Source organism: Thermopirellula anaerolimosa (assembly GCF_054657335.1).
Map to the genome: position 1 here is coordinate 1,266,929 of NZ_BAAHYX010000004.1, position 13,195 is coordinate 1,280,123.

10 protein-coding genes and 1 tRNA gene are annotated in these 13,195 nt (G+C 62.5%); 1 reads left to right on the forward strand and 10 read right to left on the reverse strand.

What is annotated here, in order from left to right; all coding sequences use genetic code 11:
• Positions 1–144 precede the first annotated feature (144 nt).
• The 9 genes from ACYQ6J_RS05310 to ACYQ6J_RS05350 all read right to left on the reverse strand — a co-directional run bounded on the left by ACYQ6J_RS05310 (position 145) and on the right by ACYQ6J_RS05350 (position 11,231).
• Positions 145–2,544: a beta-L-arabinofuranosidase domain-containing protein gene (locus tag ACYQ6J_RS05310; protein WP_460183157.1), complete on the reverse strand. Its 2,400-nt coding sequence runs from the start codon at positions 2,542–2,544 to the stop codon at positions 145–147.
• Positions 2,545–2,834: 290 nt separating this feature from the next.
• Positions 2,835–3,689, reverse strand: a complete 855-nt coding sequence (locus ACYQ6J_RS05315) for a DUF2231 domain-containing protein (RefSeq protein ID WP_460183158.1) — start codon at positions 3,687–3,689, stop codon at positions 2,835–2,837.
• Positions 3,690–3,852: 163 nt separating this feature from the next.
• Positions 3,853–4,959 (reverse strand): hypothetical protein, encoded by a 1,107-nt coding sequence (locus ACYQ6J_RS05320; RefSeq protein WP_460183159.1) that lies wholly within the window; start codon positions 4,957–4,959, stop codon positions 3,853–3,855.
• A gap of 12 nt (positions 4,960–4,971) precedes the next feature.
• Positions 4,972–6,342, reverse strand: a complete 1,371-nt coding sequence (locus tag ACYQ6J_RS05325) for a replication-associated recombination protein A (RefSeq protein WP_460183160.1) — start codon at positions 6,340–6,342, stop codon at positions 4,972–4,974.
• A 35-nt stretch (positions 6,343–6,377) separates the two neighbouring features.
• A complete protein-coding gene (locus ACYQ6J_RS05330; RefSeq protein ID WP_460183161.1) occupies positions 6,378–7,055 on the reverse strand; it encodes an endonuclease III domain-containing protein in 678 nt (225 codons plus the stop codon).
• Positions 7,056–7,170: 115 nt separating this feature from the next.
• Positions 7,171–8,541, reverse strand: coding sequence for a neutral/alkaline non-lysosomal ceramidase N-terminal domain-containing protein (locus tag ACYQ6J_RS05335; protein ID WP_460183162.1), 1,371 nt, complete (start codon positions 8,539–8,541; stop codon positions 7,171–7,173).
• Positions 8,542–8,616: 75 nt separating this feature from the next.
• Positions 8,617–9,741 carry a zinc ribbon domain-containing protein gene (locus ACYQ6J_RS05340; RefSeq protein WP_460183163.1) on the reverse strand — a complete coding sequence of 375 codons (1,125 nt, stop codon included), beginning with the start codon at positions 9,739–9,741 and terminating at the stop codon, positions 8,617–8,619.
• Positions 9,710–10,333: a Holliday junction branch migration protein RuvA gene (gene ruvA / locus ACYQ6J_RS05345; RefSeq protein WP_460183164.1), complete on the reverse strand. Its 624-nt coding sequence runs from the start codon at positions 10,331–10,333 to the stop codon at positions 9,710–9,712. Before ruvA ends, ACYQ6J_RS05340 begins: the two co-directional genes overlap by 32 nt.
• 52 nt (positions 10,334–10,385) lie before the next feature.
• Positions 10,386–11,231, reverse strand: coding sequence for a sugar phosphate isomerase/epimerase family protein (locus ACYQ6J_RS05350; protein ID WP_460183165.1), 846 nt, complete (start codon positions 11,229–11,231; stop codon positions 10,386–10,388).
• A 519-nt stretch (positions 11,232–11,750) separates the two neighbouring features.
• Here ACYQ6J_RS05350 and ACYQ6J_RS05355 point away from each other — a divergent pair.
• Positions 11,751–11,824: transfer RNA gene (locus ACYQ6J_RS05355), tRNA-Val, on the forward strand.
• A 36-nt stretch (positions 11,825–11,860) separates the two neighbouring features.
• On the opposite strand, the gene ACYQ6J_RS05360 is transcribed toward ACYQ6J_RS05355, so the two are convergent.
• On the reverse strand, positions 11,861–13,189 hold the full coding sequence (locus ACYQ6J_RS05360) for a YkgJ family cysteine cluster protein (protein ID WP_460183166.1): 1,329 nt from the start codon (positions 13,187–13,189) through the stop codon (positions 11,861–11,863).
• Positions 13,190–13,195 lie beyond the last annotated feature (6 nt).

Genomic DNA, 13,195 nt, shown 5'->3' on the forward strand with positions numbered 1-13,195 from the left:
CGAACCGCCCCGGAGTTTTACCGATCTGCCGCATAGTGTAACGGCGGCAGACGCAAGGTTCCACAATTGGCGGCCTCGGTCGTTTTCGCAACGTCACGCCCGGAGGTAGAGAGATCGCGATTGCGTCAGGCCGTCGGCCCCGAGTTACCGGGTGTTTTCCGTTCGCACCGTCCGCACGCCGAAGACGCCGCCCGCCCATTTGCCGGGATGGGCTTGAAAGCGGACCGTGACCTTGGATTTTCCTCGCGTCAAGGTTTGGGGAATGGGATAGACCGCGTCAAAAAACCGGTTGGGTGCATTGTTTTCCAGCTTCTGAGATGCGATCCGTACGCCGTCCACGAGAATGTCGAACTCGCGGTAACCGCCGCCGTCGCTTCCCCAGTAGGTGCACAAAAGTTCCACGGGATGCTCCGAATCCACACCCATGTCGAAGGAGAACCAACCGCCGTCCGTGGCGTGCCGCCACTTTCGGCCGAAGGCCTCCCCGGCGCCGGTTCGCTCGCCTTGCAGGTTGTGGTCGCGTTCGGGCTGCATTTCGCCGATCCGCAGTACGTCTACGGTTCGGGCGGCCAGCTCGGCCTCGCGCTTTTCCGCGGCGCGAATCTCGGCTTCCCTCTTCGCCCACTCATCCTCCGTGAACACGTCGAGATACACGGTGTAGCGACGATCGTGGAGGCTGAAGAACGGCGTCAAGGCGACGTCACACGGTCGGCCCACGCCTTCCGTGCGAAAAGTCAGTTCGGAGGACGAGACGGGTTTGACCCATTCGTCGATCGGTCGCCGATTCGTCACCAAGATGGGGACGAAACCGGGCTTGTCGGCATCCGGATTGTTGATCGGACCGAGATCGGCCGCCAGCAGCGTGGGGCCGTAGAAAATGCCGACGCGGTTGGGATTGTCGGGCATCGACTCGGTGCGGAGCGACATGGGAAACCGGATTTCCACGCGGTCGCCCGACCGCCAAAGTCGGGTGATTTCCAAGTAGCCGGGGGCGGCGTCGCCGTCTTGCTCGTACGTTTCGGCCGCTTCCGCGGCGTCGGCCGAGCGGACTCGCGCAGAGATCCCCTGTTGCGCCCAGTGCGGGTGGCGCAAACGCAACGTGAATTCCCGCGGTTCCGAACAGTCCATCGTCACAACGGCGCTGTCGCCGTACGGCCAATCGGTCTCCAATCGCACATCGACGCCGAGGTCGCGCCAATGCAGTTCGGAGGGGATGTACAGGTTCACCCACAGTCCCGCTTCGTCATGAAAGTAGATGAAATCGCCGTAACGGACGTGATTCTCCATGCCCGTCCCCATGCAGCACGTCCAGGCATCATGCAGCGGTTGGTACTCTTTGTAATGGCCGGGCTTGAGCGACAGATTGTAGATGACTCGCCCGTCGGGGTGTTGCGTCGATCGTATGTGGTTCAAGAGCGCGCGTTCGTAGAAATCGGCCGTCTTGGCGTCGGGATTCCAGCCGAACACGTAACGCGTGAGCTTGAGCATGTTGTAGACGTTGCAGGTCTCGGTGGTATTCGTGGTGAGACGATCGTTCAGGCGATCCGGCGGGCCGAAGTGCTCATGATCGCAGTGTCCGCCCGTGATGTAGCTGTGATGGTTGACGACGCGGTCCCAGAAGAAGTCGGCGCCCGACCGATCCTTGGGGTCGCCCGCCAGTTCATAGCGAGCGGCCAGACCGATCAGTTTGGGGATTTGCGTGTTGGCGTGTTTGCCGGGCAGGATGTCCACGCCCTCCGCCAGCGGTTCCAAGATCGCGCGGTGATGAAAGCTTCGCGACAACCGCAAATAGCGCTCATCGCCCGTGTCGGCGTAGAGATCAGCGAAGGTTTCGTTGATGCCGCCGTGTTCGCAGGCCAACACCTTCTGCATTTGCTCGTCGGATAGGTTCGCGAATATCCGTTCATACCAGTCGGCCAGTTTCCGCGCAACTTCCAGGGCCTGGGTATTGCCGGCCAAGCGGTAGGCATCGCGCAGTCCGGCGAAGAGCTTGTGCATCGTGTAGTTGGGAACCCACAAACCGTTAAGATCGAAACCGGAAGAGCGGATGTTTCCCGCCGCGATCTCCGCGAAGACCCGGCGTCCGTTGGGGAAGGCTGCGAGATAGCCGTCGCCGCCGGCCTTTTGGCATTCGGCCAACTCCGCCACCATGTAGTCCGCTCGCCGACGGAACTCCGGATTTCCCGTCGCCGCCCATGCGAGGGAACAGGCGCTCAGGTAATGCCCGGCGGAGTGACCGGATATCGTTTGGCTCTCCCAACCGCCGTAATGCGAGGCTCGCGGCGGCAGGCCTGCTTCCTTGCGAAAATTCGCCAGGAAGCGGTCCGGTTCTAAACTGAGCAACCAAGCGACGGCGATGTCTTGGCCCTGCTTGAACGGCCCGCCGATGATTCGAACGTCGTGCAAGGAAAAGGGTTTGGCTCGCAAGGGCGCGGCCGGTTGGACCTTCACGGGCATACGGCTTGCATCGGTCGGATCCGCGAGTGCGGCAACCACCCCGCTCAAGGCAAGCCCGAACGCCAACACCGTCGCTATTGCTCTCATGCTTCTCACCTTTGCGTCAAATCTTATCGGAATTGCATGCCGCGGCGCGAAGCGGCGTCCTCGGATGCCGGGCCGACCTCCCTTCGTGTACGCGGCAGCGCAGATCGGACATCTCGGCGGCGACCGCCTAGGACGTCGCAGTCGGATCTTGCGATCCGGGCCATCCGGAACACGGCACACACATCGGTCCTTCCGCCGACGGCAATGTCGGCGTCAGCCTCGAATAGGCGTCACAACGCCGAAATCGGCGACGATTCACGCGAACGGACGGTTCGCAAATACCGCTCGATTCAAGACGATCCCTGAGCTGACGACTCGGAGGATTCCGCCGGAGCGGGTTTTTCCTCGGTCGAATCGGCGGGCGGCGGAGTCTCGGCGGGAGGTTCCATGCTCGCCTCGCCCGATTGCTTCGCAGCGGGCGGCGTGGGGCTTTCGGTCGCCGACTCCGCGGGTTGCTCCGTCGCCTCTTCTTCACCGGCGGGGGCGGTCGCTTCGGGAGCGGCCTGCTCGGTCTTTTCTTCCGTGGCAGCGGCAGGTGCTTCTCCGGAGGACGGCGCCTCGTTCTGCGCTTCGCCTGCCTCCTCGTCGCCGTGCTCAGCGGCACCTTGGGATGCCGGTTCGGCCGTCTCGGCCAGTTTCGCACGGATCCCAAACTCGTGCACGAGGCGACCGCCCAAGTGTGCGGTGCCGGCAAGGTACAAGGCCCCTGCCGCGGAAAGGGCGACGAAAATCAATCCCAGCGGAATGCGGATCGCGGCCTTCGAGATGGGACTCCAAACCAACGTCAGAAAGACGAAGATCACGTAGGCCGCCGTAAGACCGGTGTAGACGTTGCGGGTCAATTCTCCCAACTCTTCGTGATGTTCCAATACATCCAGAGCATCGTCGGAAGCCTCCTCGATGACGTCTCGGGCGGTCTCTCCGGTGGAAACGGCCACCCAAGTCCCGGCCGTACCCAGGATCATGAGCAGAGCGGCGACTACGGCAAAGCCTTGCCATCTCGCAGCAACCAGGGCGCCCAGCAGAATGAAAAGCGGCGCCACCAGCAGCAAAGCGATGGGAAAGTGGATCAATAGAACGTGATAGCCCTCGGGCGGCGGGGGCGTCGGGGGAGCGGGGGGCAACCATCCGGCGACTGCGAACATGAGAAGACCTCCCTTTGCGAAAAACGGACTTCAAACTCGGGGCGAAGAAAACCACGAACCGTCTTGCTCGGCGGCATACGAGAGGCTGCCACACCGGTTGCGATCCTCGCCCCTCGTCAAACCGCCGGACGCGACGGGTTGCGCGCCGGACGGATACCAAGGCCTATTGGCTCGCCAACGGCGTCCGACTGGTAATCCACAGAAACGCTCGGCCGGCTTCGTCCAGCCGAATTTCGCCCCTTAGTTTGGCCTGAAAAAGCGTCTGTTTCAATAGACGATAATGCGTCGTCTTGGTTTGGGGTACATTCACCAGCGATTCTTCGGGGTGAAGCCCGAACCGCGCCAAGGCCACGTCATCCCACAGGTACGGCAAATCGATCCGCTGCGAGACCGCCTGAACCACTTCGGTGATGGGACTGTTCGAGATATTGACGGTCAGAAACTCCAAGAGCTTGGGATGCGATTCGGCCTCGGATCCCTCGGGCGGCCAGCCCACCGGCCAGACGCCCATGCCTTTGCGGGCCGGTGTCACGACCAGGGTCGTTGCCGCGGCATCGGCGCGGGGAACCAGCGCCAAACCTTTGGAACGCAAAATGTAAGCCGCGGCAGTGCCCAGGGCGAATCCTTGCAATTCCGCCGTCACGGGATCGTCCCCGATCTTGTTTCTGACGACCGGGTCGGCGATGACCGCGAATTTCGTCATCTTCGCCAAGGCCGAAAAGACGTCGCCGCGAGGCCGATTCAAGGTCGAAAAGTCCACCGGTCGAGCCAAGTCCTGGTGAACGGCCTGAAAGCGGATGATGTCGATGCCGAGCGGAGTCTGCTGCGGGCGCGAGTCCGGCGGGCCCTTTTCCAATAGCTCGTCGAGCCAAGTCTTGAGTTGCTCGGTTTCGGTGGCGCGGAATTTGGCGCCGGGGACCAGCAGTTCGTTCGTGGAATTGATAACGGCGCGAACCGCATAATCAGGGGGATCGCCGCCCAGAGCGCGGATCTCGGGTCGGTCGTCGGGCAAGCCCGTCCGAAGCCGTATCTTGTCGATCCCCGCCGCCGCCAAACGCCGCAGCCATTCCTGCTGCGTGGTGGGGGGTAATCGCGGGTCGACGGCCACCTCTAACTGAACCGTCGGCTGACGTTGGGCCATGACCGCGCGGACGCCGCAAACGGGGAACTCGCTCCCGCCGTAAAGAATCCAGGCGGCCAGCACCGCCGCCGCCCCGCGACGGATGCCACTCATCCGAAGTCCGCGTTTCGCTTCAGTCAACCATGCCATGGCAAGCCTCCTTTACGCTTGCGGAGACGGGGCATCTCCCGCCGATAGGTCACCGTTTGCCGCGGCCTTGCGGCTTCCGCGGAGTTTCTCCCGAATGACGCGAAGCCTGCCAGACAATTCCTGCTCGAAGCCTCGGTCGGTGGGGCGGTAATATTCCTTTTCCACGCCCAGGTAGTCTTGCGCGGCGACGCCGTCCGGGGCGTCGTGGGCGTACTGATACCCCTTGCCATACCCCAAGCGTCGGGCCCCCGCGTAATGCGCGTCGCGGAGGTGGACGGGCACCGGCGCGGTGCGGTCCTCCCGTACATCGGCGATGGCGGCGTCGACGGCGGCAATCACCGCGTTGGACTTGGGTGCGCAGGCCAAATAGATGACGGTTTGGGCCAGGTTGAGTCGGCACTCGGGCATGCCCACATATTCACAGGCCTGAGCGGTCGCCACGGCCAAGGGCAAGGCCGCGGGGTCGGCGTTGCCCACGTCCTCACTGGCCAGGATCACCAGTCGCCGCGCGATAAAGCGGATATCCTCGCCAGCCTCCAGCATCTTGGCCAGCCAATAGACTGCCGCATCGGGGTCGCTACCTCGAATGCTCTTGATCAAAGCACTGATCGTATCGTAATGGGCGTCGCCGGTCCGATCGTACACGGCTGCCTTCCGTTGCAGGGATTCCTCGGCCAATTCGCGTGTGAACTTCAAGGGGAAATGCTCGGCGGACAGCACGCCAACCTCTAGGGCGGACAGCGCACGGCGTGCGTCGCCGTCGCTGGCTCGTGCCAGGAAGTCGAGCGCCTCTTCGGAAATCTCCACCGGATACTTGCCCAACCCTCGTTCCTTGTCGGCCAAGGCCCGCAACAGAAGTGCACGAATATGGCTCGGCGCAAGCGGTTGGAATTGGAAAACTCGACTGCGACTGACCAGGGCGCTGGTCACGGTAAAGAAGGGGTTCTCGGTCGTAGCCCCAACCAGCACAATGACGCCCTCCTCCACGTGCGGCAGGAGGACCTCCTGCTGGGCCCGATTGAAGCGGTGGATTTCGTCGATGAACAGAAGCGTGCGCCGACCCTCCGTTTCGAGGCGGCGTTGCGCTTCGTCGATGACCTCTCGCAGTTCCTTAACCCCTCCGACGACGGCGCTGACTTGACGGAAAGCGCTTCGGGTCTCACCGGCCAAGATGCGAGCCAACGTGGTCTTGCCCGTACCCGGCGGACCGTAGAAGATCACCGACCCCAATCGGTCCGCTCGCAGTAACCGCCGGAGCGGCTTTCCTTCGCCCAAGAAGTGCTCTTGCCCCACGAATTCGGCCAAATTGCGAGGCCGCATGCGGGCGGCCAAGGGTTGCGCCGCTTGGCGATGAGCCTCCTCTTCCGCCTGGAATAGGGACATGGCAGGATTTCTTTTCTCGTCCTTCCGCGATCAGGTCACGCCCAATCCGCCGGGTCCGCGGGCCCGCCCTCCGGCAACAGGCCCTCCAGCGGGCAGCCTTGGCATTTCGGTCGGCGCTTGTTGCAATAATCCTTGCCCGCGCGGACCAGAAGGGCATGATATTCATTGTAGAGCGCCGCGTCGGATTCCAAACCGTCTTCGAACAGGCTTTTCAGTTCATGATAATCGGCGTCGGGTTCCACCCAGCGATGCCGGGCGAAGATGCGCAAGGTGTAGGCGTCCACCACGAAGGTCGGCAAGTTGCCCGCGTAAAGCAGAATCGAATCCGCCGTTTCCGGGCCGATGCCGTTGATCTCCAACAATTCCCGCCGTAGTTGATCGCGGGGCGTTTGAAACATGGCGTCGAGGGATCCGCCATGCCGCCGCAAGACGTAGGACAAGAGGTTCTTGAGGCGACGTCCCTTAATGCGGTAGTAGCCCACCGGACGAATCAACTCGTGGAGTTCCTCCTCGGCCAGGCGGTCCAACGCTGCGACGTCGCGGATGCCCTCCTCGCGGAGAATCGCCATTACCTTTTCCACGTTGCTCCAGGCCGTGTTTTGCACCAGGACCGCGCCGACGAGCACCTCGAAGGGCGTTTCGGCGGGCCACCAGTGCTGCGGTCCGAAATGTTCGAATAGCCGCCGATAAACCTCCATCAAGGGTGCGCTCATGGCCTTCCCGCTATTACACAATTACTCACGATGAGAAAATTCGAACCGGATCGCCCGCGGGCGCAGATCGGAGTCCGGGCGTCGGGCATCATCGCGCGACAAACCGCACCGCGATTCAACGCACGGCATCCACAAGTCGTCGCACCTCCGCCACGATGCGATCCTCGATATCCGATTGCCAACGCACGGCGGGCAATCCGTACACGGGGAACGCTCCCGCTTCGTATCCGCCTTCCTCCCTGACACGTCGCGAGGGGATGTAGGCCATCACGTCGTTGGTGTAGCCCGCGACCCAAATGTGGGGCGAGATTTCTTGCTCCAAACGATTGGCGTAATCGACGACGACCTCTCCACCCAAGGCGACCCAAATTTGATCGGCCCCCAATCGCCAGACCTGAATCGGATAGGGGTAGGCATCCGGCCAAGAGACGCCGGCGTCCCGCTCGGCCAAGAGGCGCTGCGCCCAGCGGGCCGTGTAGCCCGTCCCTTCGGCTGTTTGACGCAAGCTCGCCTCGTCCGGAAGTTCGTATTTCAGCTCCAGGGTAGAGAATGCCGTCTTCAAAACCGGATCCAATGTCCGCGTCGGCCCGGACATTGCTTCCATGACCGCTGCGGCCAAACGCTTGCCGTAACTTTGGCACAATTCCACGGACCGCCGAGGGATCGGGTTCTGATCGGCGCCGCAACCGGCGAAGAACATGGCGGTCAAGCCGGGATTCGCCGCCTCCAGTTCCAATTGAGCGAAGCCCGGGTAATCACCCGACCATTCATACCCGTCCAACACCGTGGCGTGGCAAGCGTAGCCGAAGACCGCCGCGATCGCCTTGCCCTGGGAATCGCGGACGATCATGCCCGGCACACGATGATTGACCGGACCGTGGAGCGGTTTTCCGCTGGCCCGCAAGGCCGGCACTTCCGCCTCGGAATTGTTGCGGCGGTTCACCGCGAAATCGGTCGAGCCTTCGAAGGCGGCGAGCGAACCGGGTTGAAGGGCTCGCAGCGCGCCGCCGACCGTCTCCGTCGCGATCGACTCCAACCGCCGCGTGTAGCGCGAAATCGCCGCCTTAAGCGTATCGTCCAACGGATAGATGTCGTACAGGGCGCCTTCCAGCACCGGGCCGCTGTGGGTATGACTGGCCGTTAGCATGATCTGATCTCGCCGCAGGCCATACTTCTTCTCAAGTTCCCCGCATATGCGGTCGGCCGAGGCGTGCGGAAACCCCAGGACATCGGCGGTGATCAAGACGGCTCGTTGGCCGTCGGCCGCTTCCAGGGCAAGAGCCTTGAGCCACAGATCGTGCATTTTTCCTTCGGCGGGGCGTTGCCGCGCTGCGTAGCCCGCCTGCCACAAGGTCTCATCCGGAGTGATGACCGCACGAGCGACGCCGACTTTCCAAGCGGGCGTCTGGGCCGATGCGCCGGGCGTCAGGATGCCGCCTGCCGTGCCTAGTGCAATCAGCCAAGCAAGGAAGCGAATGCGAGTCATGGGAAATCCTCCCTCACGAAATGTCGTCCACAGGTGTCGGCAGCGCTTCGCAGCCATCCCTTCCGCGGCGTCACTTCATCTCCCAAGCAACCACAGGAGCAATCCTCCCAGGATGATGACGGCCAAGCCGATAAGGACGCCGATTCCTACCACGTTCCCCCATTGCGACGGCATTTTGCCGACGATCTTGCCCGTCTGACCGTTCATGAGCAAGCGATACGGTTTCCCGCCGTATTGCAGGCGAATGAAATAGACGGGAACCAGAATCAAATCGGAGGTTTCATCGCGAAAGCGGGTCTGCACTTCCAGATTGCGGTGAACGTCCCCCGGCATGAACGCCCCGACGTCACGAAATTGGCGGGCGGCGAACTGCCGTTTGCACGACTCGAGAGCGGCGCCGGCGTCCACGGTGTATTCTTCGCACTCCCAACCCGCCAAATAGGTCGGCGAGTACCGCCGCACGGCGACCGTGTGGAAAGGTTGCAATTCGTCCAGCAAGTTTTGCGGAACACCGCGACTTCCGGATACGAGGTAGCCGCTCAAGTATTGGTGAAAGCGTCCCGCGAGCGGCCACCATTCGGTTTCTCGGACTTGCCGGGTCCGCGTCACGCTCTTGCCGTTTTCGATGGTGGTATACGTCTCGGTACGGTACCAATACTCGCCGATTACCGCGGACCATGCACTCTCGGCGAATACCGAAAAGGACCAGGCCGGCACGTAAACGCCCCGGATGTCGGCCGCTTGGATCGCCGTGCGAAGTTCATGCGGGCGAGATCTCGCTCGCTTGCGCAAACTCGCCGTCAGGAGACTCCGCGCTTGATCCGGCGCGACGGCGAAGGGAATGACGAACTCCGGTTCTTGGCGGCGCGATTGCTCGGGAGAGAATTCGACCACGTAAGTGGAGTCGCAGAACGGGCAAACGTAGCTGCGTTTGCCCGCCTCCACGCGAATTTCTGCGCCGCAACCGTCGCAGCGAAAACTCTGCGCGACCGGCGCGCGAGTAGGTTCCGCCTCGGGACGCCGCACGCCGCACGCCGGGCAGAAACGATCCGCGGCGTCCAGAGGCGTGCCGCAAGACGGGCACGGCGTGCCGACCGGGGGCATTGCGACCCGATCGAGAGTCGCGGCGGCTTGCCAAGCGGCGGACCCGCCGTCGGATCGGCTGCGGTCAGGCCGTTTTCTGCTTTTGGTAGATGGCATGAATCAAGGACTCGAAGTCGGGGTAGGACTTCTTCTCCGCCAAAGCCGTGTTGAGCAGTCGCCGTGCCTCGGCCTCGGAATGCCCGATTTTGACCAAGAAAGCGAACGTCTCTTCCACCACGTCGGGCGTCACCTCGGCGACCACTTCTTCCCGCGTCACCATCAGGGCGAATTTGGGCATCTTCCGCCGCAGCTTGGCGATGATCCGCTCGGCGGTCGCAGGCCCGATCCCCGGGAGGGCGGCGACCGATTTCACGTCTTGTTGTTCGATGGCCGCGGCGATTTCGTTGACGGGCCGACCCATGGCGCGGAGGGCTTTCTTGATGCCCATTCCGTCCACCGAACACAACAGCTCGAAGAACTCCCGCTCCACTTCGCTGGAAAAGCCGACCAATCGCGGCGTCAGGCGGCCTTGATTGGCCTGTCCCTCGAAAAACTGGATCGTGAACAATCGGATGGGTCGATCCAAATGGTGTTGAAGTTGCCTTCGCGTGTACTCCGGCACCAACACCTCGTATTCGAAATCCCCGCACTCGAGGTAGGCGGCCTCGCCTTGCAATCGGGACAACTTCCCTTGAACCCGCGTAATCACGTTTCGGTCGGCTCCTCCGTGTTCACCCTGCTTCGCAGCGACAACCGGGCGATCAGCCCAGGATTTTGCGCTTAAGTTCCTCGATCACGCGAACCGCCTGACCGATTTCGTCCTTTTGCCGTTGCGGTTCTTGGGGAATCTCCCGCTCGATGGTCAAGGGACCGTCGTAGCCGATCTCGGCCAGCGTTCGCAAAAACTGCTCGGCGTTGACGTCGCCGGTGCCGAAGGGCACTTCGGTTCCCCATTCCTCGCCCGGCCGGGCCGCCCATTTGGCATCCTTGCAGTGGACGCTCCGCACATAAGCGCCCACCTTTCGCAAGGCGGGCAGCGGTTCGCCCGAACCGTACAGAATCATGTTGGCCGGATCGAAATTGACGAACAGATTGTCGCGGTCCACGTCACGGAGAAATTGCAGCAAGGCGTCGGCCGACTCTTGCCCCGTCTCCAGATGAATCCGCTGGCCGTTGCCGCGGCAATGATCGCAGACTTCACGGACGGCGGCCAGCACCTCCTGATACGTCGATTCGGCAGGATCGTGCGGGATGAATCCCACGTGCAACCCCACGGCGTCCACCCCGAGCAGTTTGGCGAAATCCGCGATTTCCTTGAGTTCCTGCTTGCGCGCTTCGCGCGTCTCGGGCGGCACAAGGCCCACCGTTTTGGCAACGGTCGGAATATCCGCGTAGCTTTCGCCCTCGAAACCGGCGAAGACCACCGTGATTCGCAGGCCGAATTCCTTCAACTTGGCCGTAAACCGCTTCGCATTTTCCTCGGTCCGGGATGGCTTATGGGGCGTGTGCAGATGGACCGTCGGTACGCCCAACTCGCGTGCGACCTCCAGCTTCACCCCCAATCCGGCATCGATGCTGGCGAACACTCCCACCGGCCACTTTTCCACGATACACCTCCGTTTTCCGTTAGGCGAAACGCCGGCCTCTCGACCTTTCAACCGATGCGCCTTGCCGCCTTCATCGCCCCGATCCCCGCGGAGCCGACCTTCCGAAGCACGGATCGGCAACCGGATCGCGGGAATCCCCCTCCGGTTCGAAGCGCTGCGATTTCGAATCGCGGCGACACCTTCAGCGTTAAGACGGATTCAAGATAGCCGCGCCAAGCCCGGCGTTCAAGCGCCCGCGGTGCTCGGATCCTTTATCGGTTCACGTACCTCCAGTACCGGCCCCAATTGCCGTCCGGGTGGGATTGCCGCCCGCTACGACGGTTGGCGTGATCGGTCCGTCGGCCCGCAGAATGGGCGGTGGGGCTTTTCACGCCTCCGCATGCGATTACAATACCATAGTGTCACGTGCTTGTGATCGGCGGTGAGCCGAGTCGGCTTTATTGCAAACTCTCGCATCGGCTTGACGGCTTGACCACGATCCCATGACACCGGGTATACATATTCGAAGACACCGGTTATGGGCGATTAGCTCAGTTGGTTAGAGCACCAGCTCGACAAGCTGGGGGTCGCAGGTTCGAGTCCCGCATCGCCCATTTGGGATATTCATTGCCCCAACGGCTGACGGGCGGTCACTGAACGTACCAAGCCAGCAGGCGGGGGATTTGCCCCAAGCGATCCAGTGCCCTCAATCGGCGTTGATAGCCGCGCGAGCCTTGCGGGGCGTGGCCTTCTCCTCGGTCCAGGGCGATCACGGCGTCGATCACGTCATTCTCCGTGACGATCCGGTCGCGACTCGACCATCGAAGCATCCACATTCCCACCGCAAAGGATAGGCAGAGTGCCCGAATGCGGTCGGTGACGGGCCAACCACGCCTGCCGCGAACCGCGTAGCGGCGGGAGACCGCCATGCTCTCGAAATAGCGATCCAGCGGTCGGAACAGTTCACGATCGAGCGGCCCCAAGGGGTTTTCCAACTGCGCCAATTCGACCCATCCCGGATCTGCCTTATCTTGCGGCGTTTGTGGAACGTCGCCGGTTTCTCCGGTGAGTATCGGCTTCCAGGGTCGAAATGCTCGACCGGTGGCGGCGGCAGGAATACGTCCGCGTCCCCAACCCAGGCTCAGGCTGGTGGCAATCCAGCGCAGTCGGTGGCGCCAGGTGTTTTCCAGTGCAAAGCGAGGATGGAGACGCAGGTAATCGAGGATGGTCCGCCGCATGAGCAGTCGGGCGGTGGCGCCGGGCGGACGGCGCTCGCGAAAAAAGATGCCCGCCTCCTCCGGGATCGAACCTTCCAGCAGTCGCAACAACTCGCGCAGTTTGCTTTCGTCGGCCCAAATCTGCGGGCGGCAGCGATCCAGCATGTTGGCCAGCATAGCCGCGTGGACCAACCGGCGGACCATGGGAAAACGCTCGTCGCGAATCAGGCGTTCCACGGCATCGCACACCCGATGAAATCGCCGCCAACCTCCGCGAACCGAGACCGACAGCGGCGGAGGTGCGCTCGCGCGCGGGCGGAGGCGATCCTCTTCCGTCAAAGGTCGCCATTCGTCCGCTTGCTCTTCCAACGTGGGGCCGATTTCCTTCGCGGCGGTGGGGCAATTGCGCCGGACCGTCAGATAGGCGAAGCGCTCCAAGGGCACGATCTGGTACGGGAACATCCGGCAGACCAGAGGTTTGGCCTCTTCGCCGAACTCTTCGTGAATGCGGCATCGGCCTTGTGGGCTGAGGAAGACGCAATAGCCGTCCGCGCGTTGGGCCAGGCGGTACTTGCGTCGCAAGGGATGGACCCGCACGAAGAGCTTTCGACCGGTGAATTCCGGGCGCGACGACCAGCCTTGCTCGCGAATGCGGCGATATTCCTCGTCGCTCAACGGGATGATGACGCCGCGACAACAGATGCCGCAACCTTGGCAGCGCCAACGGTCCTGGCAGGGAGCGATTCGCAGGGGTAAGTCCATGGGAAA

Excerpts from the sequence above, each read along its gene's own strand:
- ACYQ6J_RS05310 (WP_460183157.1), bottom strand. The coding sequence starts at position 2,544 with ATGAGAGCAATAGCGACGGTGTTGGCGTTCGGGCTTGCCTTGAGCGGG.
- ACYQ6J_RS05315 (WP_460183158.1), bottom strand. The coding sequence starts at position 3,689 with ATGTTCGCAGTCGCCGGATGGTTGCCCCCCGCTCCCCCGACGCCCCCG.
- ACYQ6J_RS05320 (WP_460183159.1), bottom strand. The coding sequence starts at position 4,959 with ATGGCATGGTTGACTGAAGCGAAACGCGGACTTCGGATGAGTGGCATC.
- ACYQ6J_RS05325 (WP_460183160.1), bottom strand. The coding sequence starts at position 6,342 with ATGTCCCTATTCCAGGCGGAAGAGGAGGCTCATCGCCAAGCGGCGCAA.
- ACYQ6J_RS05330 (WP_460183161.1), bottom strand. The coding sequence starts at position 7,055 with ATGAGCGCACCCTTGATGGAGGTTTATCGGCGGCTATTCGAACATTTC.
- ACYQ6J_RS05335 (WP_460183162.1), bottom strand. The coding sequence starts at position 8,541 with ATGACTCGCATTCGCTTCCTTGCTTGGCTGATTGCACTAGGCACGGCA.
- ACYQ6J_RS05340 (WP_460183163.1), bottom strand. The coding sequence starts at position 9,741 with ATGCCATCTACCAAAAGCAGAAAACGGCCTGACCGCAGCCGATCCGAC.
- ACYQ6J_RS05360 (WP_460183166.1), bottom strand. The coding sequence starts at position 13,189 with ATGGACTTACCCCTGCGAATCGCTCCCTGCCAGGACCGTTGGCGCTGC.